This is a genomic window from Novosphingobium sp. 9 (genome assembly GCF_025340265.1).
Taxonomy (GTDB): Bacteria; Pseudomonadota; Alphaproteobacteria; order Sphingomonadales; family Sphingomonadaceae; genus Novosphingobium.
On the sequence record NZ_CP022707.1, the window covers coordinates 1,678,150 to 1,704,765 of the forward strand.

Here is a 26,616-nt window from a genome sequence, read left to right on the forward strand (position 1 = left end):
CGTAGAAGAAGAAAAGATGCGTACCAAGCACCGAGTAGCCGCGCTGATTTCCCTCCTTGCCGCCGCTTGCGCGGGGCCGGGGGCGCGGCGCGAGATCGAGCCGTGGTACGGCGCACCTACTGACAACCGCACCGATTTTGCCGCAAGGTTGCTGCGCGCCCACAATACCGAACGCGCGCGGCAGGGCCTTGCGCCGCTGGTGTGGAACCCGGTGCTGGCCGATCACGCCCAGCGCTATGCCCAGCAGCTCGCCAGTGCGAACCGCTTCGAGCATTCCGCCAACGCCGCGCGTCCGGGCGAGGGCGAGAACCTGTGGAAGGGCACGGCGGGTGCCTATACGCTGGAAGAGATGATGGGGCACTTCATCGACGAGAAGCGCGATTTCCGCCCCGGCGTATTCCCCCGCGTCGCGCGCGATGGACAGTGGGAAGAGGTGGCGCACTACACGCAGATGATCTGGCCGGATACCACCGAGGTCGGCTGCGCGCTCGTCAGCCGGGGCGGGACAGACTGGCTGGTGTGCCGCTATGCCCCGCTCGGCAATATCGTGGGCGAGCGGGTCGGATAGGCCCACTCGACATTCAGCCCTGACGGCCTGCAAATGGCGGTTCTCCGAGCTTCCGGTGCTCACGTACTTTGAGTACGCTGCGCTCCGGGTCTCGAAGTCCCACCATTTTCGTCACGTCATCATCTGAATGTCGAGCGGCCCGGATAACCAGTAAAACGGGCCGCTCCCCGACAAGGAAAGCGGCCCGCTGTAATCTGTTCGGATCAGATCAACCGGGGAACTGTTCGGCCACGAGCTTGCGGAAAGCGTCGGCGCGGTGGCTGATCGCCTGCTTTTCCGACAGTTCCAGCTCGGCGAAGGTGCGGTCGAAGCCTTCAGGGATGAACGCCGGATCGTAGCCAAAGCCCATCTTGCCACGCGGCGGCCAGGTGAACGATCCCATCGCACGGCCTTCGTAGACCGCTTCCGAGCCGTCCGGCCAGGCGATGGCGAGCACGCTGGTGAACCAGCACGAACGGTCGACCTCGGCGCCCTGTTCGCACAGCAGCCCCTCGACCTTGCCCATGGCCATGTACCAGTCGCGGCCCTTGTCGCCCTCGAACCACTGCCGCTCGGCCCAGTCGGCAGTGTAGACGCCGGGGCGTCCGCCCAGCGCGACGACCGACAGGCCGCTGTCATCGGCCAGCGCGGGAAGGTTCGCAGCCTTGGCGGCAGCGTGGGCTTTCAGCAGCGCGTTCTCGATGAAGGTGGTGCCGGTCTCCTCGGGCTCGGGCAGGCCGAGGTCGCCTGCGGAAACGCAGTCCACACCGTGCGCGGCCAGCAGCGCTGACATCTCGCGCAGCTTGCCCGCATTGTGCGTGGCGATGACGAGACGTTCGTTGCCGAGGCGGGGAACGCTGCTCACCGGCCGACAGCCTTGGCCTGCGCGGCGAAGATGCCGTCGCAGCCCATGCGGGCCAGACGCAGCAGGCGCAGCAGGCCTTCCTCGTCATAGGTCGCGCCCTCGGCGGTCGCCTGAACCTCGGCGATCTGGCCGCCCTCGATCAGCACGAAGTTCGCGTCGGCATCGGCGGCGCTGTCCTCGATGTAGTCGAGGTCGAGCACCGGCGTGCCCTTGCAGATGCCGCAGGAGACGGCAGCGACGCGGCCCAGGATCGGGTCTTCCTTGATCTTGCCCTCGGCCATCAGCTTGTCGACCGCGAGGCGCAGCGCGACCCATGCGCCCGAGATCGAGGCTGTGCGGGTGCCGCCGTCAGCCTGGATCACGTCGCAGTCGAGCACGATCTGGCGCTCGCCCAGCTTCTTCATGTCGACCACGGCGCGCAAGCTGCGGCCGATCAGACGCTGGATTTCCTGCGTGCGACCAGACTGCTTGCCCTTGGCGGCTTCGCGGCTGCCACGGGTATGCGTGGCGCGCGGCAGCATCGAGTATTCGGCGGTCACCCAGCCTTCGCCCTTGCCGCGCAGGAACGGCGGAACCTTCTCTTCGACCGAGGCGGTCACGAGCACGCGCGTGTCGCCGAAGGAGATCAGGACCGAGCCTTCCGCATGCTTGGTAAAGCCGGTCTGGATCTCGATGGTACGCATTTCGTCGGGCGAACGGCCGGAAGGACGCATGGGAATTCCTCGATTAGATGTCGTTGCACAGGAATGTGTCACGCTGGACAGGATTCGACAGCGCCCTTCGCGCATCGGGCTTGGCTATGCAAGGCGCTTGGCGCCATAGTGGGGCGTATGGCCACACCGACGATCACCGAACTGACCGACCGCGCGCGAGAGATTTTCCGTCTCGTGGTGGAAGGCTACATAGATACCGGCGCGCCGGTGGGCTCGAAGGCGCTGTCGGGCGCCGGTGGGGTGAACCTGTCCTCGGCCTCGATCCGCTCGGTGCTGGCGGAACTCGAATCGGTGGGCTTGCTGGCCGCGCCGCACACCAGCGCGGGGCGCCTGCCGACCGAGGCAGGCCTCAGGCTGTTCGTCGACGGCATCATGCAGGTGGCCGAGCCCACGCCGGAGGAACGCGCCGCGATCGAGCGGCGGCTCTCTTCGCCGGGGCCGATCGAGCAGGCGCTGGAGGCGGCCAGTTCGATGCTGTCGAACCTGTCATCGGGCGCAGGCGTGGTCATGGTGCCGCGTCGCGAGCCGCGCCTGCGCCAGTTGCAGCTTGTCCCGCTCGCGCCCGACCGCGCGCTGGCGGTGCTGGTGGGCGAGGACGGTTCGGTCGAGAACCGGCTGGTCGATCTGCCGGAAAGCCTCTCGCCGAGCGCACTGGTGGAAGTCTCGAACTTCGTCACCGCGCGGCTGGCCGGGCGCACGCTCGCCGAAGCGGGGCGCGCGATGCTGGCCGAGATCGCGGCGGGTCGCTCCGAACTCGATGCCGCCAGCCGCGATCTGGTCGAGCGGGGCCTTGCCGTGTGGAGTCAGGACACGCTCGAACGCCCGGTGCTGATCGTGCGCGGGCAGGCGAACCTGCTCGACGAAAGCGCGCTGCACGATCTGGAGCGGGTGCGCTCTCTGCTGGACGATCTGGAGAACAAGCAGTCGGTCGCCGATCTTCTGGCGGTGGCGCGCGAGGCGCGCTCGACGCGCATCTTCATCGGCTCGGAGAACCGGCTTTTCGCGCTTTCGGGGTCTTCGGTGATCGCCTCGCCCTATCGCGACCGCGAGGGCAGGGTGGTCGGCGTTGTGGGGGTAATCGGCCCGACGCGGTTGAATTACGCGCGCGTCGTCCCCATGGTGGACTTCACTGCCCAGAGCCTGGGCAAGCTCATCGGATAGCTTGGAACAAGAGAACACATGACCGACGATAAGACCCCGTCGCCCGAAGATACTGCCGTGGCCGAAGAGCTGAAGGGCGTGCCCGAGGATATGATCGACAAGGCCTCGCTTTCGGAAGGCGAACTGGCCGCGCTGCGCGAACAGCTCGATGCCGCCAAGCAGGACGTGCTCTATGCGCGCGCGGAAACGCAGAACGTGCGCCGCCGTCTGGAAAAGGACATCGCCGATGCCCGCGCCTATGCCGCGACCGGCTTTGCCCGCGATATCCTCTCGGTGTCGGACAACCTGTCTCGCGCGCTGAGCGCGATCCCCGCCGACAAGCGTGAAGACGAATCGCTCAAGGTCATCGTCTCAGGCATTGAGGCGACCTCGCGTGAGATCGACAAGGTGTTTGCTTCGCACGGCATCACCCGCATCGCCGCGATGGGCATGCCGCTCGATCCCAACCAGCATCAGGCGATGATCGAGATGCCCAGCGCCGATGCCGAGCCGGGCACGATCATCCAGGAACTGCAGGCCGGCTACATGATCAAGGACCGCCTGCTGCGCCCCGCCATGGTCGCGGTGGCCAAGAAGCCGGACTGACGCGCTCTATCGGTTCGCCGGATTGCGATGCCGGGCGTCTGGCGGGAGTGTCCCGCCCGGCGTCCGGCATTTTGCGTTTCGGGAACCGCAAGCTCACCCGCGCCGTTGAATCGGCATGACATCCGGCACGACGACCGGGAACCAAGCGGAGAGCGACAATGAAAAAGACGATCCTTTTGCCGCTGCTAGCGGCAGGTGCGCTGTGCATAACCGGGAGCTTGGCAGGCTGCGCGCACAACTATGCGGGCGAGGGCGCGGTGGCGGGCGGCGCAGTCGGCGCCGGTGTCGGCGCACTGACCGGCGGCAATGTCGGCACGGGCGCGGCGATCGGGGCGGCGGCGGGCGCCCTGGCGGGCTCGACCAAACAGAAGGACGATCACGGCTGCTATCGCTACGATAACGACGGCCGCCGCTACTGGGATCGCAACTGCTGATCCGGCAAGCTTACAAGTGACGTGAAGAACGCGCGTTAATATCCTTTTTGAAAGGATAAAATGCACAAACCTTCGTCATTCCCGCGAAAGCGGGAATCCAGTCTGCGCAGCGCTTCGCACCCGAGATCGCTCGCAAGATTGCGCCGCTGCGGGAATATTAGCGGGCAGGCGCGAAGGTGTCCTTCATCGCAAGGTTGCGACTGGATTCCCGCCTTCGCGGGAATGACGAAGAAGGGTGGGGAGCGGTCATAGCCCTCTCTCCTTCAGGGGAGAGGGTTGGGAGAGGGGAGCGCGCGACCTAACCCCTCTCAACTACGGCTAGGCAGCAAGCTGCCAAGCCTTCGTATCTCTCCCCTGAAGAGGAGAGAGATATGTCCACCGTGGGGCGCTTGCAGACCACCCGCCTCCGCCCCCACAGCCCTAGAACGGCAGGATGCTCTCCAACGTCTCCAGCGGCGGCGCCCCCGGAACCCGACCGCCGTGGCGCAGGGTGAAGACGTGCTCGACGATCATCGCCTGCTGCTCGATGCCGTAGCGCTCCAGCGTCCAGCCGGGCTTGATCGCGTAGTCGTAGCGGCTCCACGGCATGCGGCGCAGCAGGAGGTTGACGCCCTGCTGGTGCTGCCAGACGTGCACCAGTTCGTGGATCAGCAAGGCCTGCAGGGATAGCCGCTGCGAGGCGAAGCAGTCGCACGCGAAGGGCGCGTTCGGGGCGATGTGGATGCAGCCGCGCGGGGTCATCACCACGTTGCGCGGCTGGAGCGGCCACCAGCGCCTGCGCACGATCCGCGCCGCATCGAGGTCCAGCGCGCCGCGAAACACCGGCGCGGCGAGGGCGCGCTCGGCCTGCGTCAGCGGGCGGGGTGTGGAGGCGGGATCGGGGGATGACATGACCGGGATCGCTATCACGTCGGTCAGGGGAAGGCCTGTTAAAATTGTAACCGCTCTCGTTATCGGCAGCGAGTATCACAAAACTGTCATGATACGTTGCCACGGGAGCCTGTCGCTCCCTTGCGGGCCGCGTGACAGCACGATGGTCCTGTGCTTGCTGTCACCCGGTCCGAACAGAAAAGGCCTCATCGCTTGAACCGATTTCCGCTCCGCTCGCTTCCGCTGCTCGCCCTCGGGCTGCTGGGAACGGTTTCGTCGCCCTCGATGGCTGCGCCTGCAAAGGCGAGTGCGGCGCCTGCGCTGACCGTCGATCATGTCGTGCTGGTCCAGCGCCATGGCGTGCGGCCGCCGACGAAGAACCCGGCGCTGCCCGAAGGCATGGCCGCGCAGGACTGGCCCTCGTGGCCGGTCGCGTTCGGCTGGCTGACGCCGCACGGCACCGATGCCATCGCGCGGCTGGGCGCCAGCGACGGCAAGGCCTTGCGCGCCGCCGGTCTGCTGCCTGCCTCGGGCTGCCCGAAGCCGGGAACCGTGCGCACGGTGGCTGACAGCGACCAGCGGACTATCGCCACGGCGGCGGCGTGGCTGGGGGCCGTGGCGCCGGGCTGCAAGCTGCCGAGCGATCACAAGCCGCAGGACGTCACCGATCCGCGCTTCTCGCCCATCGGCAACGGCGCGACGTTCGATGTGGCGCGCAGCGATGCGGCGCTGAAGACGGCGCTGGGTTCTGGCGGCGTGGCGGCTCTGGAGGCGCGCTATGCCCCGCTGCTGGCCCGCGTCGATGCGATCCTGTGCGGGCCCGACGGCGGTGACGCTTGCGGAGTTCGTCAGAAGCCGACCGGCGTGAAGTGGACCACGCCGACCTCGAAGCCCAAGCTGACCGGCGCGCTCGACTATGCCTCGACCATGGGGCAGGCGCTGCTGCTGGAATATGCCGATGGCAAGCCGATGGCCGATGTGGGCTGGGGCCGCGCGACGGCGCAGGACGTGACCGACCTCTCGGCGTTCCATGCGCTGGAATATTCGCTGATGGCGCGGCTGCGTCCGGTGGCGCAGGCGAGCTTCTCCGGCCTCGCGCCGATCGTGATGGAAGGGCTCACCGGTCCTGCGAAGATCACCTTCATTTCCGGTCATGACGGCAATGTCGGCAATCTGGGCGGGCTGCTGGGCGTTCACTGGAAAGTGCCGGGCGTGGCCACCGACGATCCGGTTCCGGGCGGGGCGATCGTGATCGAGAGCCTGCACGATGCCAGCGGTGCGCAGTTCATCCGCCTGTCCTACCGCGCGCAATCGCTGGAGCAAATTCGCAATCCGCGCGCGCCGGGGCGGCTCTATCACCCCGCGCTGGTCCCTGCCTCGTGCAAGGTGCCCAGCCATCCGGGACTGTGTACGCCCGAACAGTTCGCGGCGCTGCTGAAGAGCTGACGTTAGGTATGAGAAAGGCCGGAAGCATTGCGCTTCCGGCCTTTCGCCTGTCAGTGATTGCTTGTCAGTGATGCATCCCATTCATGTCACCGGGGCCGCCCATGCCGGTTGCCTCGGCCATGCCTGGATCCATGCCGGAGCCCATCGCCTGAACGCGCAGCGGCATCGAGAGCTTGTCGCCGTCCGAGAAGGTCAGCGTCATCTCGACGCTGGTGCCTGCCTTGGTGTCTTTCGGCAGGCCGAAGACCATGACGTGCATCTTGCCCGGCGCGAAGCTGACTTCGGCGCCGGGATCGAGCTTCACCTCGTCCAGCATCTTCATCGTGCCGCCGTCGGTCGTGTGCATCATCGCCTGACTGGCGCCATCGATGTGGACGCTCACCAGTTCTGCCGTCTTCGTCCCGCCGTTGCGCACGGTGAAGTAGGCGGCAGCCGGATTGCCTGCGACAGGTGCGAGTATCAGCCTGCCGTTGCGGGCGGAAATGCCGGGCTTTGCGTCAGGCCCCGGCACAGCGACCGGATTACCCGAGGCGCTGTCATGCGCGGCTGCGCTGTCTTCCACCGTGGGTGTATTGGCCTTTTCGCAGCCCGAAAGCGCAAGGCAGGCCAGCGCGGTGCCCGCAACCAGCGCGGCAGCGCGAATGTGATGGCGCATGTTCATGGGTTTGGGCTCCTCCCGCCAGAGTGTTTCAAATAGAGCGCGGTAATGCCAGCGCATCGGGCTTGTTCCAACAAAAACCGCACCTATATGCCGGTTCGACGACTTGAACGTCACCGAGCCGCGCAACGCGTCTTGCCGCTTTTGCGGGAGGCGATCCGGGCGGTGTCACCCACTGACGTGAGGAATGGGGATAATGGCAAAAGTAATTGGTATCGACCTTGGCACCACCAACAGCTGCATCGCCGTCATGGACGGCGGCAAGCCCAAGGTTATCGAAAATGCAGAAGGCGCCCGCACGACGCCCTCGATCGTCGCTTTCACCAAGGATGGTGAGCGCCTGATCGGGCAGCCGGCAAAGCGCCAGGCCGTGACGAACGGCGACAACACGATTTTCGCGGTGAAGCGCCTGATCGGCCGCCGCTTCGACGACCCGGTGACCAAGAAGGACACCGAGCTGGTTCCCTACACCATCACCCGTGGCAAGAACGGCGATGCGTGGGTGCAGGCCGGCGGCGAAGACTACAGCCCGTCGCAGGTTTCGGCCTTCATCCTTCAGAAGATGAAGGAAACCGCCGAATCGTACCTCGGTGAAACGGTTACGCAGGCGGTCATCACTGTTCCCGCGTACTTCAACGACGCCCAGCGTCAGGCGACCAAGGACGCAGGCCAGATCGCCGGCCTCGAAGTCCTGCGCATCATCAACGAGCCGACCGCGGCTGCGCTGGCCTATGGCCTCGACAAGCAGGACGGCAAGACCATCGCGGTCTACGACCTTGGTGGCGGCACTTTCGACGTCTCGATCCTCGAGATCGGCGACGGCGTGTTCGAGGTGAAGTCGACCAACGGCGACACGTTCCTGGGCGGTGAAGACTTCGACACCAAGCTGGTCGAGTGGCTGGCCGACAAGTTCAAGGCCAAGGAAGGCCTGGACTTGAAGACCGACAAGCTCGCGCTGCAGCGTCTGAAGGAAGCTGCCGAGAAGGCCAAGATCGAGCTGTCGAGCACCGCTTCGACCGAGATCAACCTGCCCTTCATCACCGCGCGCATGGAAGGCGGCGCCACCACCCCGCTGCACCTCGTCGAGACGGTGACGCGTTCGGACCTCGAAAAGATGGTTGCCGACCTCATCAAGCGCACCATCGATCCGTGCAAGAAGGCGCTGGCCGATGCCGGTATCTCGGCTTCGGAGATCGACGAAGTCGTGCTCGTGGGCGGCATGACCCGCATGCCCAAGGTGCGCGACGTCGTGAAGGAGTTCTTCGGCAAGGAACCGCACACCGGCGTGAACCCGGACGAAGTCGTCGCCATGGGCGCGGCGATCCAAGCCGGCGTGCTGCAGGGTGACGTCAAGGACGTGCTGCTGCTCGACGTGACCCCGCTGTCGCTGGGCATCGAGACTCTCGGTGGCATCATGACCAAGATGATCGACCGCAACACGACGATCCCGACCAAGAAGAGCCAGGTCTACTCGACCGCCGAGGACAACCAGCAGGCGGTGACGATCCGCGTGTTCCAGGGCGAGCGCGAGATGGCGCAGGACAACAAGCTGCTCGGCCAGTTCGACCTCGTCGGCATTCCCTCGGCCCGTCGCGGCGTGCCGCAGATCGAAGTGACCTTCGACATCGACGCCAACGGCCTCGTGAACGTGTCCGCCAAGGACAAGGGCACCGGCAAGGAACAGCAGATCCGCATCCAGGCCTCGGGTGGTCTTTCGGACTCCGACATCGACCAGATGGTCAAGGATGCCGAGAAGTTCGCCGAAGAGGACAAGAAGCGTCGCGAATCGGCAGAAGCCCGCAACCAGGCTGACAGCCTCGTCCACGCGACCGAGCAGCAGCTGGCCGAGAACGGCGACAAGGTTGATGCTTCGCTCAAGGGTGAAGTAGAGGCCGCGATTGCCGCGACCAAGACCGCGCTCGAAGGCGACGATGCTGCCGAGATCAATGCCAAGGCCCAGGCGCTCACCGAAGTTGCCATGAAGATGGGTCAGGCGATCTACGAGAAGGAGCAGGCTTCGGCTGCGGCTCCGGGTGCCGACGCGCCCAAGGCCGACGACGATGTGGTCGATGCCGAGTTCTCGGAAGTCGACGAAACCAAGGGCTGATCCAGAGTCCTGATGAAAACCACGGGCGCCACCGGTGCAATTCGCATCGGTGGCGCTTAGGTTATTCCCCAGGGGATAAACGACGTGTCAGCAACCGAAATAGACTATTACGAACTGCTCGAGGTGGAGCGGACCGCCGACGACAAGATCATCAAGTCGTCGTACCGCAAGCTCGCCATGCGCTGGCACCCGGACAAGAATCCGGGCGATGCCGCCGCCGAGGCGAAGTTCAAGCAGATTTCCGAGGCTTACGATTGCCTCAAGGACCCGCAAAAGCGCGCGGCCTATGATCGTTATGGTCATGCCGCATTCCAGCAGGGCATGGGTGGCGGTGGCCCCGGCGGTATGGGCGGCGGCGCCGACTTCGGCGATATCGGCGACATCTTCGAATCGATCTTCGGCAGCGCCTTTGGCGGCGGTGGCGGAGGCGGACGCCAGCAGGCGCGTCGCGGTGCGGACCTTCGCTACGATATGGAAATCAGCCTGGAAGAAGCCTTCCACGGCAAGGACACCCAGATCGAGATCGAAGTCTCGCAATCGTGCGAGCCCTGCCACGGTTCGGGCGCCGAGCCCGGCACCGGCAAGCGCACCTGCAACATGTGCGGCGGCCACGGAAAGGTCCGTGCGCAGCAGGGCTTCTTCGTGGTGGAGCGGGCCTGCCCGACCTGCCATGGCCGGGGCGAAGTGATCGAGAAGCCGTGCCGCGCCTGCGGTGGCGAAGGCCGGGTCGATCGTCCGCAGAAGCTGGACGTGACGATCCCGCCGGGCGTCGATTCGGGCACCCGCATCCGCCTTTCGGGCAAGGGTGAGGCCGGACCGTTCGGCGCGCCTCCGGGCGATCTCTATATCTTCCTGCATGTGAAGCGCCACAAGGTGTTCGAGCGCGAGAGCACCACGCTTTCGACGCGCGTGCCGATCACCTTCACCACGGCGGCGCTGGGCGGTGCGGTGGAGATTCCCGGCATTGATGGCGACCGCATCACGCTCGACATTCCGGCGGGCATCCAGTCGGGCAAGCAGCTGCGCAAGCGCGGTGCGGGCATGCCCGTGCTGCAGGGCCGTGGCCGCGGCGACATGGTGATCGAGATCGCGGTGGAAACGCCCACGCGCCTTTCCGCGCGCCAGAAGGAACTGATCCGCGAACTCCAGTCGACCGAAACCGGCGACGAATGCCCCAGTCCAAGGGCTTCTTCGACCGGATCAAGGACGCCTGGAACGACCTGACCGAGTAACGGGTCAGGGCTTACTGTCAGACAGGCGTGCGCGGATGCTCTCGATCAGCGAGGGGTCCGCGCACAGCCGTCCGTCTTCCTCCTCCAGAATGGCCGCGAAGGCTTCGCGCTTGAACTTTGCCAGATCGGCGGGGGGCAGGGCGCTGTCGTCCTCCAGTGTCGAGGCGATCAGGTCGATGGTGCGCTCGGCGCCGTGGAGGCGGCCCCACAGGTAATCGTTCTCACGATAGGCGCGGCTGAAGAAGGCGCCGAAGCGATAGAACTCGGCACCGCGCAGCGGGCTCTCCCCATCTTCGGACATCAGGCTGCGGCAGTCCTCGGGTGAGATGCGATCGACCTTGATCGGATCAAACTCGGTCAGTCCTTCCCCGCGCAGCAGTGGCAGCGTTACCGTGTCGTAAAACGGGAAGCCGAGGTAGGTCAGCAGCAGCTTGCGGCGCAGCGGTTGCGGCATGTCGGCCATGGCTTCGGCCAGCATCGTATCTACGCGCTCATCGGTGGCGATCAATTCGCGCGCGGCAGCGATGGCATCGAGCACCGCGCCGGGTTCCGCGAAAACGTGGCCAGCCGTCTCGCACAGGTCTTGACCCAGCACCGAGAGGCGCTCCTTCTCCTGATAGATCGCGAGGGCCTGATAGATCAGCGTGCGCGCGGTTTCGCGCTCGGCCTCGCTCACCGTTTCGTCGAAGTCCCAGTCCTGCGCCAGCCGCCGGGCGAGCAGGCGCAGGCGGCGGATGCGATAGGGCAGGTCGTGCGCCCGCAGGAATGCGGCCATCTCCGGCGTCCCCTTGCCGCGCAGCGCTTCGCTGTGATCGAGGCCGCTGGCTTTCAGATGCACCATCAGATGATCGGCGATCACGATCGCGCCGGGGTTGTTCTCGCGAGGGAGCAGCCGCTCGATCAGCTGGCCCAGTTGCGCGACGACCGAGGCGAACTTGAGCTGGGCATAGCCGTGCCAGGCATAGCCTGCCTGTTCCATCGCCCGGCCGTGCGCCTTCTCGCGCCAGGCGGCGATGCGGCGCGGGGTGGGGCGGTCGAGGAACAGCGTGTTGCCGAACAGCCGCGCGACGGTGTCTTCCACTTCGGGGCGCAGCGCCTGCACGATGCGCTGCAACTGCGCCTGCTCGCGCGAGGTGCGCTCGATGGCATCGAGGTTGTCACGGATCGGCTGCTCGCGCGGGATCGAGGAGAGCGCGCCGAAGATCACCTGAAAGAAGCCGGGCAGTTCCTCGCTGTCCTCGATCAGCGCGCTGTGCCGTTCGGGCAGCGGGTCGATATAGACGACGCGGCGGTCCACCTCGCGCGCGGCGGGGCGGTTGCGCAGCGCCTTCAGAGCCTCGGCGAAAGGAGCGTTGACCAGCACCGAGCCGTCGATCAGCGCCACCCGGTCTAGATCGCCCGCGCGCGCATGCTCGGGCAGGATGCGGCGCAGGAAGGCCTCGCGCTCGGGCCAGTCAAGTTCGTGCTCTTTTGCAAAGCTGTCCATCTCGGCCAGCGACAGCGGCGGGAAGGCCCCCGGAAACGCCGATGTGGCGCGCGCGGCAAAGATCAGTTCGACGATCGGGGCAAGGCTTGCCGTCTCGCCCGCCGCCGCGCCGCGCCTGCCGACATGGAACTCGATGCCGACGCGGTGCTCGCTCTCGCGCACGAGGCGGGGCGAATTGAGGCGCAGCGTTTCGAGATGGCCGTTGAAATCGGTGGCGGTCACGAACAGGTCCAGCGGATGACGCTCGGGCAGCAGCGGCGGGCCGATCGGCCCTTCGGCCATCCCCTGAAGCGCGCGCAGCATGAGGCCTGAAAAGCGCGTCCCCCCGAACGGCGGCTCGAACCAGCGCGAGCGTACGAGGCGGGAAAGCTTCTGGCGCACTTCGGTGCGCGTTTCGGGGGCGACCGTCTCGCTCACCGCATTGCCGGGGCGGCGCAGCAGATATTCGATCAGCGGGCGCGCCCAGAACTTGGCAAGGTCCGAGCCGGGCTTGGCCGCAGGGTCCAGCAGTTCGTCGACATCGGCTCCTTCGAGCCACAGCGCGGTCAGCGGATCGAGCGACTGGCCGGTGTGGATCGCCTGCGCCAGCAGCACCGAGTTCACCCCGCCCGCGCTGGCGCCGGTCACGATATCGGCCATCACCTTGAGGCGCAGGCCACGCTCGCTCACGGCAGCCAGCAGGCGGTGATAGACCCCGGCGACACCGGCCTCCGGTTCCTCGCCCGACCAGTGCGTCTGGCTGGCGCGCAGGGCGTGCCACAGTTCCTTGGTCACGCCGTGCATGTAGACGGCCAGGCTGACGCCGCCGTAGCAAACCAGAGCTATTCGCAGTTCTTTCTGCCGCATAATCCAAGCATGGGGATCATACGGGGAAAAGGCAATTGCGTTCCGCATCTGTTCCGGTTACGCCCGCCGCATGGCCAAACCCAAGCGTCGATATGTCTGCACCGCCTGCGGCGGCGTCTCCACCCGCTGGCAGGGGCAGTGCCCGGATTGTGGCGAGTGGAACACGCTGGCCGAAGAGGCACCGCAGACGGTGTTTTCCTCCAAGCACGATCTGTCCTCGGGCGGGCGGCCGATCCTGTTCACGCCGCTCGACCAGCCGGGCGAGATGCCGGTGCGCCGCGCCAGTGGCCTTGCCGAGTTCGACCGGGCGCTGGGTGGCGGCCTCGTTCCCGGCTCGGCGATCCTGATGGGCGGCGATCCGGGCATCGGCAAGTCCACGCTGCTGTTGCAGGTCTCCGCGCACATGGCGCGCGAGGGCGCGGCGAAAGGCAGCCCGCGACAGGCGGTCTACGTCAGCGGCGAGGAAGCCTCGGGGCAGGTGCGGCTGCGCGCGGCGCGGCTTGGGCTTTCCGACGCGCCGATCCAGATGGCGGCGGCAACCTCCGTGCGCGATATCCTGACGACGCTGGGGATGATGGAGCCGCCCTCGATCCTCGTCATCGATTCGATCCAGACGATGCATTCGGACCAGATCGAGGGTGCCCCCGGCACGGTCAGCCAGGTGCGCGGCTGTGCCTTCGAACTGATCCGCTATGCCAAGGAGAACGGCGTCACGCTGCTGCTGGTCGGCCATGTCACCAAGGACGGCAATATCGCCGGGCCGCGTGTGCTCGAACACATGGTCGACGTGGTGATGAGCTTCGAGGGAGAGCGCAGCCATCAATACCGCATCCTGCGTTCGCTCAAGAACCGCTTTGGCCCGGTGGACGAGATCGGCGTCTTCGCGATGGAAGGCGACGGCCTTGCCGAAGTAGGCAATCCCTCGCTGCTGTTCCTCTCCGGGCGGGACGAGCCTCTGGCGGGCAGTGCGGTGTTCCCGGCGATGGAAGGCACGCGCCCCGTACTGGTCGAGATTCAGGCGCTGATCGTGCGGTTGCAGAGTGGCGCGACGCCGCGCCGTGCGGTCGTCGGCTGGGACTCGGGGCGCATGGCGATGCTGCTGGCGGTGCTGGAGGCGCGCTGCGGGCTGAATTTCTCCAGCGCGGAAGTCTATCTCAACGTCTCGGGCGGCTATCGACTGGCCGATCCGGCGGCGGACCTTGCGGTGGCCGCCGCGCTGATCTCGGCACTGTCCGAAAGGCCGTTGCCGCGCGATGCGGTATGGTTCGGTGAAGTCTCGCTGGCGGGCGAGGTGCGCCCTGTCGCGCATTCCTCCATTCGCCAGCGCGAATCGGCGAAACTCGGTTTCGGGCGGGCGGTTGGTCCGGCAGGCGGGCCGGAGCCGGATGGCAAGATCACCTACCGTGCGGTGACGATGCTGCCCAATCTCGTTGACCGGATCATCGGCGAAGCCTAGTTTCGCCTGCAAATGACTGGCTTTGATATTGTCGTCCTGCTTGTCGTCGGGATCGGCGCGATAATCGGTTTCTTGCGCGGTTTCGTGCAGGAAATACTTGCTCTTGCAGCCTGGATCTTTGCGATTCTGGCGATCAGGGGGCTCCACACGCCGCTGACGCGGATGCTCGAATCGCATGTGTCGAGTTCTTCGGCGGCAGCGGTGCTGGCTTTCGCGATCCTGCTGCTGGTGCCCTACCTGATCGTCCGCCTTGTCGCGCGCTGGGCAGGCAAGCGCAGCCGCGCCTCGGTGCTCGGTCCCATCGACCGCGTGCTCGGCTTCGGCTTCGGCGCGCTCAAGGGCATGATCGTGGTCGTGCTCGGCTTCTCGGTAGTGGTGCTGGGCTACGATACGATCTGGGGGGTGAAGGGCCGTCCGGACTGGATGGTCGATGCGCGGACCTATCCCTTCATCGACGCCAGCAGCCGCGCGGTGGTGAAGATGATCTCGGACCGTCACCACGCGATGACCTCGGGCGAGGGCAGCGACACCGAAGCGGGTACGGCCAGCGCCGACTGACATGGCGACGGTGCTCTACACCCCGAAGTGCTCGGCCTTGCGATGGTGCTGTTCGAGCATCCGCTCGACGATGGCGTGCCGCTGCGCGCCAGTGCCCGTTCGAAAAGCTGCGGCAGTACGCTTGAACTCGGGATGGCGTTGGACGGCGAAGGGCGGATCGCGCGGGTGGGTCTGCGCTGCCAGGCCTGCGCGATCGGGCAGGCTTCGGCGGCGATCTTCGCGCAGCATGCGGCGGGCATGGATGCGCAAACGATCCGGCAGACCGCGCAGGCGATGCGGTGCTGGCTGGCGGGGAGGGCGCGCTTCCCGAATGGCCGGGCCTCGATGCGATTGCGGCGGCGCGCGATTATCCCGCGCGGCACGGGGCCGTCATGCTGGTGTGGGACGCAGCGCTCGACATTCTCGCCTAGGTCGATTTCTGTCCGTTTTTACCCCGATTCTGTCCGTTTCAGTCGCTCTCACCGAAACGGTGTGATTTCGTTGTGTTGCTGCGCAGCAAAAGCGGTTGCGCCGCGATAACGTGGAATGATACCGTGTGATCTCTAGAGGATAGAGGATCAGCCATGACCAAGGCGGACAAGAGCGACGACGGTACGGTCATCATCAAGAAGTACGCCAACAGGCGGCTCTACAATACCCGCACCTCCAGCTACATCACGCTGGAACACCTCGCGAAGATGACGCGTGAGGGGATCGACTACAAGGTGCTGGATGCCAAGTCCGGCGTGGACATCACCCATACGATCCTGACCCAGATCATCATGGAGGAAGAGGCCCATGGCGAGCAGATGCTCCCGGTCAACTTCCTGCGCGAACTCATTGCAATGTATGGCAATTCCATGCAGTCGCTGATCCCGCACTACCTTGAGGCGTCGATGGAGAACTTCCGCGCCAACCAGGCCAAGCTGAGCAAGGCCTTCGGGGACAGCATGGGTAACAACCCGCTCGCCAAGCTGGCGGAACAGAATATGGCGATGTTCAAGGCCGCGGCCTCGGCCTTCATGCCGGGGGCCGAAGTGCCCGAGGCGAAGCCTGCTACCGCTGCGGAAGAGTCGCCCTCCGACCTTTCCGCACTGCGCGATCAGATGGCCGAAATCCAGAAGAGGCTTGACGCGCTGGGTAAATAAGGGCCAGCGCAGACGCTCCCGCATGTTAGGGTCGATCGATATTCAGAAGATGACGAGCCGAAAATGGTGATTTTTCGAGACCCGGAGCGCAGCGTACTTTTTTTGTACGTGAGCACCGGAAGCTCGGGAAATCGCCATTTGCAGGCAGTCAGGGCTGAATGTCGATTGGTCCTAGTGCATCGCGGGATGAAGCGCGCCGGGAGGTCCGGCGCGCGCCCAAGCAGGAAGAGCCGCAAGTGCCCGCCATCCGACACGCCCTCACGATCAAGCGCGAGGACGATTTCGCCCAGTGGTTCCAGGAAGTCATCTCCGAGGCTGAAATGGCCGAGGAATCGGGCGTTCGCGGTTGCATGGTCATCAAGCCGTGGGGCTACGGCATCTGGGAGCGCATGCAGCGCCTGATGGATGACCGGATCAAGGCCGCCGGTGTCGACAACTGCTACTTCCCGCTGTTCATTCCGCTGTCCTACTTCGCCAAGGAAGCCGAGCACGTCGATGGTTTCGCCAAGGAAATGGCGGTCGTCACCCATCACCGCCTGATCGGCGACGGCAAGGGCGGGCTGGTGCCCGATCCCGAAGCCAAGCTGGAAGAGCCGCTGATCGTGCGTCCCACTTCGGAGACGGTGATCGGTCAGGCGATGGCGCGCTGGGTGCAATCGTGGCGCGACCTGCCGCTGATGGTCAACCAGTGGGCCAACGTGGTCCGCTGGGAAATGCGCACGCGCATGTTCCTGCGCACCAGCGAGTTCCTCTGGCAGGAAGGGCACACCGCCCATGCCGATCGCGAGGATGCGCTGAAGGAAACGCTGCGCGCGCTCGAAATGTACCGCGAATTTTCCGAGAACGTGCTGGCGATGCCGGTCACGACCGGTGAAAAGCCCGAGAACGAGCGCTTCCCCGGTGCCGTCGCGACCTATTCGATCGAGGCGATGATGCAGGACGGCAAGGCGCTGCAGGCGGGCACCTCGCACTATCTCGGCACCGGGTTCGCCAAGGCGGCGGGCATCCAGTATCAGGACAAGGAAGGCCAGCAGCAGTTCGCGCACACCACCAGTTGGGGCACCTCCACCCGCATGGTCGGCGGTGTCATCATGGTCCATGGCGACGACGACGGCCTGCGCGTGCCGCCCGCGATTGCGCCGCAGCAGATCATCATCCTGCCGATGCTGCGCGACAACGACGAGGATGCGGCACTGCTCGATTACTGTGAGGACCTGCGCAAGTCGCTGGTGTCGCAGTTCGCGCTGGGCGAGCCGGTACGCGTGCTGCTCGACAAGCGTCCGGGCAAGGCCACGCAGAAGCGCTGGGCCTGGGTGAAGAAAGGCGTGCCGCTGATCCTGGAGATCGGCGGTCGCGATGCCGCAGGCGGTCAGGTCTCGATGCTGCGCCGCGACAGGTTGTGGAACGAGGCGGCCAAGGCCAATTTCGAGGCGCTGGCGAAGGACGATTTCGTCGCCCGTGCCGCAGCGGAGCTGGAAGACATTCAGGCCTCGCTCCATGCCGAGGCGCTGGCGCGCCGCGATGCGAACATCACCAAGGTTTCGACCTTCGACGAGCTGGCCGCGTTTTTCTCCGAAGACAAGCGCTATCCCGGCTGGGCCGAAGTGGTCTGGGCGCGGCCGACCGGTGAGGATCTGGAAGGCGTGGTCAAGCGCCTGAAGGAACTGAAGCTGACCATCCGCAACACCCCGCTGGTGGGCGAACCCGTTGCCGGTGAATGCATTTTCACGGGACGTGAGGCGGTCGAGCGGATATATGTTGCCCGATCGTACTAAGGTTGATCTTACGGAAGACTGACAGCTTGAGGGGGAGCGCGCGTGTTCGAGGCTATTCGCTATAATCTCGCCAACCTGACCCGGTTTTCGGGACGGGACTCGCGCTCCACCTTCTGGTTCTACATCCTGTTTCTGGTGATCGTGCAGGTCGTCGTCTCGATGGGCCTGTCGATGGTGGCAGGCGGCATGATGGCGGTCGATGCCTTCCATGCCGCCAGCAAGGGGACCGATCAGGTGGCTATCCAGCATGCGATGTTCGGCCGGATGGCGGGCATGATGCGCGTCTCCATGTGGGGCTCTGCCGTGCTGTCGCTGGTGATGACGTTGCTCGTCTCGGCGTCGTTCACGCGGCGGCTTCACGATTCGGGCAAGCCGGGCTGGATCACTGCCATCGTGGTGCTGCTGCAGAGCGCAACTGCAATCCTGACCATCGGCATGATCGGCGAGATGGTCAGCTACATGTCGCACCTGACGCCGGAAGATCCGGTGGCGATGCAGGCGTCCATAAAGGCTCATCAGGCCAAGTTCGCGGCGCAAGGTGCGCTGGGCTGGCTGCCGCTGCTGATCGTCGTGGTGTTCGGCGTCTGGCCGTCGAGCGATGGCGACAACCGCTATGGTCCGGAGCCTGATCACCTCTGACCGCGAAGGTGTGCCGCGCAGGGGCTGAATTGGCCGGGCCATTGTAATTGCGCGGTGCAGGGGGCATGGCAGGGTCATGGCTCCCAAAAACCGTCCCGGCTCCGATCGTCTCTCGCTCAACCGTCCTGCATCCAAGCGTTCCGCGCCCGCGCGCCCCGCGCCGGGCATGCCCTCGCGCGAGCAGATACTGGAGTTCATCCAGAACTCGGCGGAACCGGCAGGCAAGCGCGAGATTTCCAAGCATTTCGGCCTTCAGGGTTCGGAGAAGATCCAGCTCAAGGCGCTGCTCAAGGACATGGCCGAGGAAGGCCTGATCGACGGCCGGCGCACCGCCTATCACCGCATGGGCGGCGTGCCGCGCGTCACCGTGCTGCGCGTCGTCGATATCGACGAGGGCGAGGCCATCGCCATTCCCGATACCTGGACGCCCGAGGACGCAACCCGCCGCCGCGTATCCGTCTGGTCGAGAAGGGACCGAAAAGCGGCCCGCGCGGCTCGGCGCTGCGCAAGGGCGACCGGGTGCTGTCGCGCACCGAGGAGAGCGAAACCGGCTGGCGCGCCTGGCCGATGAAGAAGCTGGAACTGCGCGCCGAGCAGATGCTGGGCGTGATCGAGATCGACAGTCAGGGCAAGGCGTGGCTGGCCCCGGTCGACAAGCGCATCCGCAATTCCTCGCTGATTTCCGACATGGGCGGGGCCGAGGCGGGCGAACTGGTGCTGGCCGAACCGGTCGGGCGTTCGGTGCGTGCCTCGGTGAAAGTCACCGAGCGTCTGGGTGAGCCGCTGGCGCCCAAGGCGTTCAGCCTGATCGCGATCCACAAGCACGGCATTCCCAACCACTTCTCCGAAGAGACGCTGGCCGAGGCCGAGCGCGCGGCGAAGTTGCCCCTGAGCCACGAGAAGCGCGAGGATCTGCGCCACCTGCCGATCGTCGCCATCGACCCTTCCGACGCGCGCGACCATGACGATGCGATCTGTGCCAAGCCCGATGGCAATGGCGGTTTCGAGGCGCTTGTCGCCATCGCTGATGTGTCGTTCTTCGTGCGCCCCGGCGGCGCGATCGACGGCGAGGCGCGGCGGCGCGGCAACTCGGTCTACTTCCCCGACCGTGTCGTGCCAATGCTGCCCGAAGTGCTCAGCGCCGATGTCTGCTCGCTGCGCAGCGGCGAGGACCGTGCGGCAATGGCCTGCCACATGAAGGTCGATGCACAGGGCCGCGTCACCGAATGGCGCTTCACCCGCGCCATCGTGCGCATCGACGAAGTTATCGCCTATGAGGAGGCCCAGCGCCGCATCGATGCGGGCGAGGCGCCTGGGCATCTCCAAGACCTGTGGGCCTGCTGGAAGCTGCTGGCCAAGGCGCGCGAGGCGCGCGATCCGCTCGAACTCGAACTGCCCGAGCGCCGGGTGAAGCTGGACGAGCAGGGCCGCATCACCGAGATCGCGCTGCGCGAGCGGCTCGATGCGCACCGCGTGGTCGAGGATTTCATGATCGCGGCCAACGTTGCGGCGGCCAAGGCGCTGGAAGCCAAGGTCGCGCCCGTGGTCTATCGCATCCACGAGACGCCGAGTCGCGAGAAGCTGATGGCGCTCAAGGACTACCTCGCCACCTTCGGCAAGAAGCTGGCGATGGGGCAGGTCATCACGCCGGGCCTGTTCAATCGCATGATGAAGGACATCAGTGACGAGACCGAGAAGGCGCTGATCATGGAAGCGGTGCTGCGCAGCCAGACGCAGGCCTATTACGGCCCGCGCAACGAAGGGCACTTCGGTCTGGCGCTTGGCTCCTACGCGCACTTCACCTCGCCGATCCGCCGCTATGCCGACCTTCTGGTCCATCGTGCGTTGGTCGATGCCTATGGGCTGGAGCAGCCCGCGCCCAAGAGCGATCTGCCCGCGCTGTCAGGCCTTGCCGATCGCGACCGGACCGACCTCACGCGGATCACCGATGCGATCAGCCAGGCCGAGCGCCGCGCGATGATGGCCGAGCGCGAGACGATTGACCGCTATGTCGCGGCGTGGCTGGCGGGCCGCGTGGGCGAGGTGTTCGACACGCGCATCACCGGCGTCCAGAAGTTCGGCTTCTTCGCGACCATCGTCGGCCTTGGCGGCGACGGGCTGGTGCCGGTGTCGACGCTGGGCGACGAGCGCTTCTCCTTCGATGAAAAGGCGCAGGTGCTGGAAGGCGAGCAGACGGGCACGACCTATTCCGTCGGCCAGATCCTGCGGCTGCGACTGGCCGAGGCCAATCCGCTGACCGGTTCGCTGAAGTACGAACTGGAGGTAGGCGGTGGCCGGATCGAGCCGCGCGGTCGCCCGCAGGGCGGCAAGCCGATCAAGCACAAGGGCACCTTCAGAAAGCAGGGCGGTCACACGGTCGGCCAGCGCGGACGCCCGGCAAATATTCGCCATCAAGGGCGCAAAAAGAAATAAGCTCGGTTCGGCGTCCGCCCAGAAGCGGGCGCCGCCGGTCTGGTTTAACTCAGGCTTTCGATCTGCTCGGGCGTCAGGCCGCCGGGCACCACGAACACCGGGCAGGTCATATGCGCCATGCCCGAGCCGGTGAAGTGCGAGACCAGCGGGCCGGGCGAGCCTTCGCTGGCGGCGCCGAGCACCAGCGCGGACACCTCGGGATGCTCCTCAAGGTACTTGCGCACGACTTTCACGTCCTCGCCCATCTTGACCGAGATCACCGGCATCTTGCCGCCCTGGGAGAGCAGGTTGCCTGCTGCCGCCGTCACCAGCGTTTCGGCGCGCGCGCGGGCCTCCTCCTCGATGGTGGCCTGCACACCGGCGAAGGCATTGAAGGGCTGGGACGGCACGAGCGCGAGGAGATGCAGCACGCCTTCGGTGCTTGCGGCACGGCGCGCGGCATACTGCAGCGCGACCAGCGCTTCGTCGGATTCGTCGATGATGACCAGATAGACGCGCATGAAGTTCCTCTCGGGCGCCGCTTATCCGGCCATTGGGCTTTGCGTGCAAGCCATCAGGAATGCGTAATAGGGATGCAAAGCCGCTTGTGTGGAGGCGACAGATTGTCCAAGGAGGGTGCAACCCCAGCCAACCCAAGCAAGGGACATAAAAGAATCCATGCCCATCGAGATCAAGATGCCCGCGCTTTCGCCCACCATGGAGGAAGGCAAGCTGGCCAAGTGGCTCGTCAAGGAGGGTGATACCGTCTCCTCCGGCGACATCATGGCGGAGATCGAGACGGACAAGGCGACCATGGAGTTCGAAGCCGTTGACGAAGGCGTCATCGGCAAGATCCTGGTGGCCGAGGGGACCGAAGGCGTTAAGGTCGGAGCCGTGATCGCGGTGCTGGCCGGCGAAGGTGAGGATGTGTCTTCGATCGAAGCCGCCCCCGCCGCAGCACCCGCACCGGCTCCCACCGCTCCCGAAGCCGCTCCCGCTCCTGCCGCCGCCAAGGCTGCTGCTGCTCCGGCGCCTGCCGCAAGCGCACCTGCTGCCAAGACCGAAGGCCGTTCGATTGCCTCGCCGCTCGCGCGCCGGATCGCTGCCGACAAGGGCATCGACCTGTCGACGCTGACCGGCACCGGCCCCAACGGTCGCATCGTCAAGGCGGACGTCGAGAATGCCAAGCCCGGTGCGGCTGCACCCAAGGCTGCGCCCGCTGCCGCAGCGGCTCCTGCCGCCGCGACGTCGAGCGTCGAGATGGCCGACAGCACCCGCGCGCTGCTCGATGCCCGTGTCCCGCACACGGTCGAGAAGCTTTCGGGCATGCGCAAGACCATCGCCAAGCGTCTGACCCAGTCCAAGCAGGAAGCGCCGCACATCTACCTGACGGTGGATGTGGTGCTCGACAAGCTGATGGCGCTGCGCTCGCAGGTCAACGCCCAGCTTGAAAAGCGCGGCATCAAGGTGTCGGTCAACGACATGCTGGTCAAGGCGCTCGGCATGGCTCTGGCCGAAGTGCCCGAGTGCAACGTGACCTTCGCCGGTGACGAGATCATCAAGTACGAGCGCGCCGACGTGTCGGTCGCGGTGTCGATCCCCAACGGCCTGATCACCCCGATCGTGCCGGACGCGGGCGGCAAGTCGTTCTCGCAGATCGCGACGATGACCAAGGACCTCGGCAAGCGCGCCAAGGAAGGTAAGCTCAAGCCCGAAGAGTATCAGGGCGGCACCGCCTCGATCTCGAACATGGGCATGATGGGCATCACGCAGTTCGCAGCCGTCATCAACCCGCCGCAGTCGGTGATCCTGGCGATCGGCGCGGGCGTGAAGCGCCCCTGGGTGATGGAAGACGGCTCGATCGGCGTTGCCACCATCCTGACCGCGACCGGCAGCTTCGACCACCGCGGTGTGGACGGGGCAGACGGCGCACGCCTGATGGCCGCGTTCAAGGACTTCGTCGAGAACCCGCTCGGGATGATCGCGTAAATGGACGCGCCCGCGCGTGCCGTGAACAATGGCCGCGATCCGGTGATCCGGGTAACGGCCATGCCCGCCGATGCCAACGCCTATGGCGACATCTTCGGCGGCTGGCTGATGAGCCTCATGGACTCGGGCGCGGGGCTGATCGCCGCGCGCCATTCGCACGGTCGCGCCGTTACGGTGGCGATGGACGGGATGCAGTTCCACTCGCCCGTCCGCATCGGCGACGAGGTTTCGGTCTACGGCACGCTGGAGCGTGTGGGCCGCACCTCGATGACGATCTCGATCGAGGCCTGGCGCCGGCATCGCCACGAGGAAGAAGAAGTGAAAGTGACCCAGGCAGTGTTCACTTTCGTCGCGGTGGACGAGAACAAGCGTCCCCGCGTGATCGATCAGGAGATTTGAAGCAGTGGCTGATTCCTACGACGTCATCGTCCTCGGTTCGGGCCCCGGCGGCTATGTTGCGGCGATCCGTTCCGCACAGCTCGGCCTCAAGACCGCAATCGTCGAGCGCGAACTGCTCGGCGGCATCTGCCTCAACTGGGGCTGTATTCCGACCAAGGCGCTGCTGCGCTCCTCGGAAGTGTTCCACCAGATGAAGCACGCCAAGAACTACGGTCTGGCGGCGGACAACATCCGCGCCGACCTGGACGCCATCGTCAAGCGTTCGCGCGGCGTGGCCAAGCAGCTCAATCAGGGCGTCACGCACCTGATGAAGAAGAACAAGATCACCGTCCACATGGGCACCGGCACGCTTCTGGGCGGCGGCAAGATCGAAGTGAAGGGCGACAAGGGCGCCGAGACCATCTCGGGCAAGCACATCATCGTCGCCACCGGCGCGCGGGCGCGCGAACTGCCGTTCGCTCCCGTCGACGGCAAGCGCGTGTGGACCTATCGTCACGCGATGACCCCCACCGAAATGCCGACCAAGCTGCTGGTCATGGGCTCGGGCGCCATCGGCGTCGAGTTCGCCAGCTTCTACAACGACATGGGCGTCGAGGTCACGATCGTCGAGATGCTCGACCGGATCATGCCGGTGGAGGACAAGGACGTCTCCTCGTTCATGGAGAAGGCGCTCACCAAGCAGGGCATGAAGATCCTCACCGAAGCGGCGGTGCAGGAGGTCAAGGCCGGCGCGGCGGACGTGAAGGTCAAGATCAAGGCCAAGGACGGCAAGATCACCGAGGAAACCTACAGCCATGTGATCTCGGCGGTCGGCATCGTGCCGAACACCGAGAACGTCGGGCTGGAGAAGGTCGGCGCCAAGCTGGACCGCGGTTTCATCCAGATCGACGACTATGGCCGCACCGGCGTGCCGGGCCTGTGGGCCATCGGTGACTGCACCCCCGGACCCTGGCTTGCCCACAAGGCCAGCCACGAGGGTGTGACGACCGCCGAGTCGATTGCCAAGGAGCTGGGCAACAAGGACGTGCACCCGCACGGCCTTGACCGGAACAACATTCCGGGCTGCACCTATTGCCACCCGCAGGTGGCGTCGGTCGGCATGACCGAGGCCAAGGCCAAGGAAGCGGGCTACACCGTCAAGGCGGGTACGTTCCCGTTCATCGGCAACGGCAAGGCCATCGCGCTGGGCGAGCCGGAAGGCTTCGTGAAGACGGTGTTCGACGCCAAGACCGGCGAACTGCTGGGCGCACACATGGTCGGCGCGGAAGTGACCGAGATGATCCAGGGCTACGTCGTCGGCAAGACGCTGGAGACCACGGAACTCGAACTGATGCAGACGGTGTTCCCGCACCCGACCATTTCGGAAGCGATGCACGAATCGGTGCTCGCCGCCTACGGTCGCGCGCTTCACATCTGATGGCGCACATCTGATCGACCGGTTGAGATCGAAACGCGAAAGGGCGGGGGCTTGATGCTCCCGCCCTTTTCGTTTGGCCCGCTTATTGCAGCGCGTAGGAGACCATGATCCGTGCGCTCGTCTCGATCGGCGCAGGCTTCATGCCGACCTTGATCGGTGCCGGCGGAGCAGGCGGTGGGGGTGGCGGAGGAGCTTCTCCAGCCCGCATGGCGGTGACCATGAGCTCCGGCGCGACGTTGCGATAATCCCCGTCCTGCACGCGCAGGAGTGGCCCCAGTTTGCGGCCCGAGCCGTCGGCGATCATCTGCGCCTGATTGCGCGCATCGGCCAAGGCCTGCGCCAGAGCCTTGGCCCGTGCGGCATTGTCGTCGTGCAACGAGAAGCGGCTGATCCCGACGTATGTGCCACCCAGACGGCTGATGAGGCCGGTCAGCGTTCCCGCATCGTCCACATCGCCGGTCTCGACCTGCACGGGCATCGTCGCGACATAGCCGATGACGGCGCAGGGGCCTTCGGACAGACGCTGCGTGCCGTAGTTGTTGGCATCGCATTCCTTGGGGCGGATTTCCGCCACGTTGAGGTCGGACGTATGCAGGTCCGCATCCTTGGCAAGGTTGCGGACCCCGCCTTCGATCCTCAGCGCCGAGTCGCGCAGTTTCGTGATGGCCGTATCGGACGTGGTTCCTTCGCCGCGCACGGTATAGCCGATTGTCACCCGGTCCGGCGCGGTGCGCGCGATGCCGGTGGCGGAGACGAGAATCTGCGGTTGCGGCGGTTCGGTCTGGGCCTGGGCCGTTGTTGCCAAGGCAAGCGTGGGCAGGGCCATCAGTAAGGCGATAGTCGACTTCACGTGTTTTCCCCTCGAAACGATGTCGATGGGGAAGATGCTAACCGCTTGCGAAGTCTTCGCAAAGACAATCGGCAGGCGCGATCAGCCCGCAGTGCGCACCAGATGCTCGAACACCGCCGGATAGAGCGGCTCCTCGAACGCACAGCCCAGCGCATTGTCGCGCTGCCACACGATCTTCGCGGTCAGCATTTGCATGCCGGGGATACGGATGCGCAAGGGCGTGTCGGCGCGGACATCGGGCATCCATGCCACGCGAAAGCCGCCGGGCGAGAGGTCTTCCAGCCGCACCTTGCGCCATGGTCGGGTGCCCTGGCGCGCCTCGCACACGATGGAGACTTCCGCCCGCGTATCACGCTCGGGCTGCGCGTCGTCTTCGTCGTCAAGGTAAGGGAACTGAGCCAAGGGCGGGGCACTCCAGTGGATGCCTGCCGAATGTACCACCGCCCCTTACCAAGCCGTTACCAAACGGATGATAGTGCAACCAATCCGGTGGAAAACCGGATCAGCGCAGGTCCCGGCTGAGCACGACGAGAGCAGGGTCGTCGTCGCAGACCTCCGAGACGAACCCCTTCTCCTGCTCCAGTTCGATGGCGGCGCGGTTGTCGCGCGATTCGATCGAGAATACCCGGCGGCAGCCCCGGCGCGCGGCCTGTTCGGCGAGGAAGTCCAGCATCGCCCAGCCGATACCGAGGCCGCGATGGCTGCCGCAGATCGACACGGCGACTTCCGCGTTCTCCAGCGGCCCGTCGCAGGCCAGCACGCCCGAGGCGACCAGTCGTCCGTTGGCGTGATCGAAGGCCAGCCACGATTCGGTGCGGAAATGATCGGTGTGGATGATCGGCTGCAACTGCACCGGGCCGATATGTCGTACGCCGCTGAGGAAGCGAAAGCGGCGGTCATCCTCCGAAACGCGGTCGAAGAAGTCCACCAGCATGATGATGTCCGAAGCGCGCGCCGAGCGGATGTCGAGCGCGAGACCGGCGCGGGTGGTAAGGACGGTGCTGTTGTGGACAGTTGCGGCGGCAGGATCGGTCATGACACATA

25 protein-coding genes and 2 pseudogenes are annotated in these 26,616 nt (G+C 65.7%); 17 read left to right on the forward strand and 10 right to left on the reverse strand.

Annotated elements, in window-relative coordinates:
- Nucleotides 1-16 precede the first annotated feature (16 nt).
- Nucleotides 17-568: a CAP domain-containing protein gene (locus tag CI805_RS08420; RefSeq protein WP_260921796.1), complete on the forward strand. Its 552-nt coding sequence runs from the start codon at nt 17-19 to the stop codon at nt 566-568.
- Nucleotides 569-776: 208 nt separating this feature from the next.
- Here CI805_RS08420 and rdgB read toward each other — a convergent pair whose 3' ends face one another.
- On the reverse strand, nt 777-1,412 hold the full coding sequence (gene rdgB / locus CI805_RS08425; RefSeq protein ID WP_260921798.1) for an RdgB/HAM1 family non-canonical purine NTP pyrophosphatase: 636 nt from the start codon (nt 1,410-1,412) through the stop codon (nt 777-779).
- Nucleotides 1,409-2,125, reverse strand: coding sequence for a ribonuclease PH (gene rph / locus CI805_RS08430; RefSeq protein WP_260921802.1), 717 nt, complete (start codon nt 2,123-2,125; stop codon nt 1,409-1,411). Before rph ends, rdgB begins: the two co-directional genes overlap by 4 nt.
- A gap of 117 nt (nt 2,126-2,242) precedes the next feature.
- On the opposite strand from rph, the gene hrcA reads away from it, so the two are divergent.
- From hrcA to CI805_RS08445, 3 genes are all read left to right on the forward strand, one after another.
- Nucleotides 2,243-3,286 (forward strand): heat-inducible transcriptional repressor HrcA, encoded by a 1,044-nt coding sequence (gene hrcA / locus CI805_RS08435; protein WP_260921805.1) that lies wholly within the window; start codon nt 2,243-2,245, stop codon nt 3,284-3,286.
- An 18-nt stretch (nt 3,287-3,304) separates the two neighbouring features.
- Nucleotides 3,305-3,871, forward strand: coding sequence for a nucleotide exchange factor GrpE (grpE, locus tag CI805_RS08440; protein ID WP_260921808.1), 567 nt, complete (start codon nt 3,305-3,307; stop codon nt 3,869-3,871).
- 158 nt (nt 3,872-4,029) lie between these two features.
- Entirely contained in the window at nt 4,030-4,305 is a 276-nt protein-coding gene (locus tag CI805_RS08445) for a hypothetical protein (protein ID WP_260921812.1), read from the forward strand.
- 420 nt (nt 4,306-4,725) lie between these two features.
- On the opposite strand, the gene CI805_RS08450 is transcribed toward CI805_RS08445, so the two are convergent.
- Nucleotides 4,726-5,196 (reverse strand): vgr related protein, encoded by a 471-nt coding sequence (locus CI805_RS08450; protein WP_260921815.1) that lies wholly within the window; start codon nt 5,194-5,196, stop codon nt 4,726-4,728.
- Between the two features lie 192 nt (nt 5,197-5,388).
- On the opposite strand from CI805_RS08450, the gene CI805_RS08455 reads away from it, so the two are divergent.
- Entirely contained in the window at nt 5,389-6,621 is a 1,233-nt protein-coding gene (locus CI805_RS08455; RefSeq protein WP_260921818.1) for a histidine-type phosphatase, read from the forward strand.
- 64 nt (nt 6,622-6,685) lie between these two features.
- Here the strand turns inward: CI805_RS08455 and CI805_RS08460 are convergent, their stop codons facing one another.
- A complete protein-coding gene (locus CI805_RS08460) occupies nt 6,686-7,282 on the reverse strand; it encodes a copper chaperone PCu(A)C (protein WP_260921821.1) in 597 nt (198 codons plus the stop codon).
- A 193-nt stretch (nt 7,283-7,475) separates the two neighbouring features.
- On the opposite strand from CI805_RS08460, the gene dnaK reads away from it, so the two are divergent.
- A complete protein-coding gene (dnaK, locus tag CI805_RS08465; RefSeq protein ID WP_260921822.1) occupies nt 7,476-9,386 on the forward strand; it encodes a molecular chaperone DnaK in 1,911 nt (636 codons plus the stop codon).
- Between the two features lie 84 nt (nt 9,387-9,470).
- Nucleotides 9,471-10,618: pseudogene (dnaJ, locus tag CI805_RS08470) on the forward strand (molecular chaperone DnaJ).
- Between the two features lie 4 nt (nt 10,619-10,622).
- Here dnaJ and CI805_RS08475 read toward each other — a convergent pair.
- Nucleotides 10,623-12,950: a patatin-like protein gene (locus CI805_RS08475; RefSeq protein WP_260921825.1), complete on the reverse strand. Its 2,328-nt coding sequence runs from the start codon at nt 12,948-12,950 to the stop codon at nt 10,623-10,625.
- Nucleotides 12,951-13,020: 70 nt separating this feature from the next.
- Here CI805_RS08475 and radA point away from each other — a divergent pair, with 70 nt between their 5' ends.
- Nucleotides 13,021-14,406 (forward strand): DNA repair protein RadA, encoded by a 1,386-nt coding sequence (gene radA, locus CI805_RS08480; RefSeq protein WP_260921830.1) that lies wholly within the window; start codon nt 13,021-13,023, stop codon nt 14,404-14,406.
- Between the two features lie 12 nt (nt 14,407-14,418).
- A complete protein-coding gene (locus CI805_RS08485; protein ID WP_260921833.1) occupies nt 14,419-14,964 on the forward strand; it encodes a CvpA family protein in 546 nt (181 codons plus the stop codon).
- A gap of 15 nt (nt 14,965-14,979) precedes the next feature.
- Here the strand turns inward: CI805_RS08485 and CI805_RS08490 are convergent, their stop codons facing one another.
- Nucleotides 14,980-15,192 carry a hypothetical protein gene (locus CI805_RS08490; protein ID WP_260921835.1) on the reverse strand — a complete coding sequence of 71 codons (213 nt, stop codon included), beginning with the start codon at nt 15,190-15,192 and terminating at the stop codon, nt 14,980-14,982.
- 50 nt (nt 15,193-15,242) lie between these two features.
- Between CI805_RS08490 and CI805_RS08495 the strand changes: the two genes are divergently transcribed.
- The 5 genes and pseudogenes from CI805_RS08495 (at nt 15,243) to CI805_RS08515 (ending at nt 20,938) form a co-directional block, all read left to right on the forward strand.
- On the forward strand, nt 15,243-15,374 hold the full coding sequence (locus tag CI805_RS08495; RefSeq protein WP_260921839.1) for a hypothetical protein: 132 nt from the start codon (nt 15,243-15,245) through the stop codon (nt 15,372-15,374).
- 153 nt (nt 15,375-15,527) lie between these two features.
- On the forward strand, nt 15,528-16,091 hold the full coding sequence (gene phaR / locus CI805_RS08500) for a polyhydroxyalkanoate synthesis repressor PhaR (protein WP_260921843.1): 564 nt from the start codon (nt 15,528-15,530) through the stop codon (nt 16,089-16,091).
- A 236-nt stretch (nt 16,092-16,327) separates the two neighbouring features.
- The gene (gene proS, locus CI805_RS08505) at nt 16,328-17,866 is read left to right on the forward strand and encodes a proline--tRNA ligase (protein WP_260927872.1); all 1,539 of its coding nucleotides are present in this window, start codon (nt 16,328-16,330) and stop codon (nt 17,864-17,866) included.
- Nucleotides 17,867-17,908: 42 nt separating this feature from the next.
- Nucleotides 17,909-18,505 (forward strand): DUF805 domain-containing protein, encoded by a 597-nt coding sequence (locus tag CI805_RS08510; protein WP_260921845.1) that lies wholly within the window; start codon nt 17,909-17,911, stop codon nt 18,503-18,505.
- A 166-nt stretch (nt 18,506-18,671) separates the two neighbouring features.
- A pseudogene (locus CI805_RS08515) lies at nt 18,672-20,938 on the forward strand (ribonuclease R family protein).
- A gap of 44 nt (nt 20,939-20,982) precedes the next feature.
- On the opposite strand, the gene CI805_RS08520 reads toward CI805_RS08515, so the two are convergent.
- The gene (locus CI805_RS08520) at nt 20,983-21,438 is read right to left on the reverse strand and encodes a universal stress protein (protein WP_260921849.1); all 456 of its coding nucleotides are present in this window, start codon (nt 21,436-21,438) and stop codon (nt 20,983-20,985) included.
- 157 nt (nt 21,439-21,595) lie between these two features.
- On the opposite strand from CI805_RS08520, the gene CI805_RS08525 reads away from it, so the two are divergent.
- Genes CI805_RS08525 through lpdA form a run of 3 tightly spaced genes read left to right on the forward strand, consistent with a single transcriptional unit; the run spans nt 21,596 to nt 24,722 of the window.
- Complete coding sequence (locus CI805_RS08525) at nt 21,596-22,906, forward strand: pyruvate dehydrogenase complex dihydrolipoamide acetyltransferase (protein WP_260921852.1); 1,311 nt, start codon at nt 21,596-21,598, stop codon at nt 22,904-22,906.
- Entirely contained in the window at nt 22,907-23,305 is a 399-nt protein-coding gene (locus CI805_RS08530) for an acyl-CoA thioesterase (RefSeq protein WP_260921869.1), read from the forward strand.
- Nucleotides 23,306-23,309: 4 nt separating this feature from the next.
- Nucleotides 23,310-24,722, forward strand: coding sequence for a dihydrolipoyl dehydrogenase (lpdA, locus tag CI805_RS08535; RefSeq protein WP_260921871.1), 1,413 nt, complete (start codon nt 23,310-23,312; stop codon nt 24,720-24,722).
- Between the two features lie 82 nt (nt 24,723-24,804).
- Here the strand turns inward: lpdA and CI805_RS08540 are convergent, their stop codons facing one another.
- The 3 genes from CI805_RS08540 to CI805_RS08550 all read right to left on the reverse strand — a co-directional run bounded on the left by CI805_RS08540 (nt 24,805) and on the right by CI805_RS08550 (nt 26,608).
- Nucleotides 24,805-25,572: an SIMPL domain-containing protein gene (locus tag CI805_RS08540; RefSeq protein ID WP_260921873.1), complete on the reverse strand. Its 768-nt coding sequence runs from the start codon at nt 25,570-25,572 to the stop codon at nt 24,805-24,807.
- 81 nt (nt 25,573-25,653) lie between these two features.
- Nucleotides 25,654-25,974 carry a PilZ domain-containing protein gene (locus CI805_RS08545; protein ID WP_260921875.1) on the reverse strand — a complete coding sequence of 107 codons (321 nt, stop codon included), beginning with the start codon at nt 25,972-25,974 and terminating at the stop codon, nt 25,654-25,656.
- Between the two features lie 100 nt (nt 25,975-26,074).
- Nucleotides 26,075-26,608 carry a GNAT family N-acetyltransferase gene (locus CI805_RS08550; RefSeq protein ID WP_260921878.1) on the reverse strand — a complete coding sequence of 178 codons (534 nt, stop codon included), beginning with the start codon at nt 26,606-26,608 and terminating at the stop codon, nt 26,075-26,077.
- Between the last annotated feature and the right edge of the window lie 8 nt (nt 26,609-26,616).

Bases quoted from the DNA above. Each gene is read 5' to 3' on its own strand.
- rph (WP_260921802.1), bottom strand. From the start codon at position 2,125: ATGCGTCCTTCCGGCCGTTCGCCCGACGAAATGCGTACCATCGAGATC.
- CI805_RS08460 (WP_260921821.1), bottom strand. From the start codon at position 7,282: ATGAACATGCGCCATCACATTCGCGCTGCCGCGCTGGTTGCGGGCACC.
- hrcA (WP_260921805.1), top strand. From the start codon at position 2,243: ATGGCCACACCGACGATCACCGAACTGACCGACCGCGCGCGAGAGATT.
- CI805_RS08490 (WP_260921835.1), bottom strand. From the start codon at position 15,192: ATGCTGCGCGAAGATCGCCGCCGAAGCCTGCCCGATCGCGCAGGCCTG.
- CI805_RS08525 (WP_260921852.1), top strand. From the start codon at position 21,596: ATGCCCATCGAGATCAAGATGCCCGCGCTTTCGCCCACCATGGAGGAA.
- CI805_RS08475 (WP_260921825.1), bottom strand. From the start codon at position 12,950: ATGCGGCAGAAAGAACTGCGAATAGCTCTGGTTTGCTACGGCGGCGTC.
- CI805_RS08530 (WP_260921869.1), top strand. From the start codon at position 22,907: ATGGACGCGCCCGCGCGTGCCGTGAACAATGGCCGCGATCCGGTGATC.
- CI805_RS08550 (WP_260921878.1), bottom strand. From the start codon at position 26,608: ATGACCGATCCTGCCGCCGCAACTGTCCACAACAGCACCGTCCTTACC.
- phaR (WP_260921843.1), top strand. From the start codon at position 15,528: ATGACCAAGGCGGACAAGAGCGACGACGGTACGGTCATCATCAAGAAG.
- radA (WP_260921830.1), top strand. From the start codon at position 13,021: ATGGCCAAACCCAAGCGTCGATATGTCTGCACCGCCTGCGGCGGCGTC.
- grpE (WP_260921808.1), top strand. From the start codon at position 3,305: ATGACCGACGATAAGACCCCGTCGCCCGAAGATACTGCCGTGGCCGAA.
- dnaK (WP_260921822.1), top strand. From the start codon at position 7,476: ATGGCAAAAGTAATTGGTATCGACCTTGGCACCACCAACAGCTGCATC.
- CI805_RS08450 (WP_260921815.1), bottom strand. From the start codon at position 5,196: ATGTCATCCCCCGATCCCGCCTCCACACCCCGCCCGCTGACGCAGGCC.
- CI805_RS08520 (WP_260921849.1), bottom strand. From the start codon at position 21,438: ATGCGCGTCTATCTGGTCATCATCGACGAATCCGACGAAGCGCTGGTC.
- CI805_RS08445 (WP_260921812.1), top strand. From the start codon at position 4,030: ATGAAAAAGACGATCCTTTTGCCGCTGCTAGCGGCAGGTGCGCTGTGC.
- CI805_RS08420 (WP_260921796.1), top strand. From the start codon at position 17: ATGCGTACCAAGCACCGAGTAGCCGCGCTGATTTCCCTCCTTGCCGCC.
- CI805_RS08485 (WP_260921833.1), top strand. From the start codon at position 14,419: ATGACTGGCTTTGATATTGTCGTCCTGCTTGTCGTCGGGATCGGCGCG.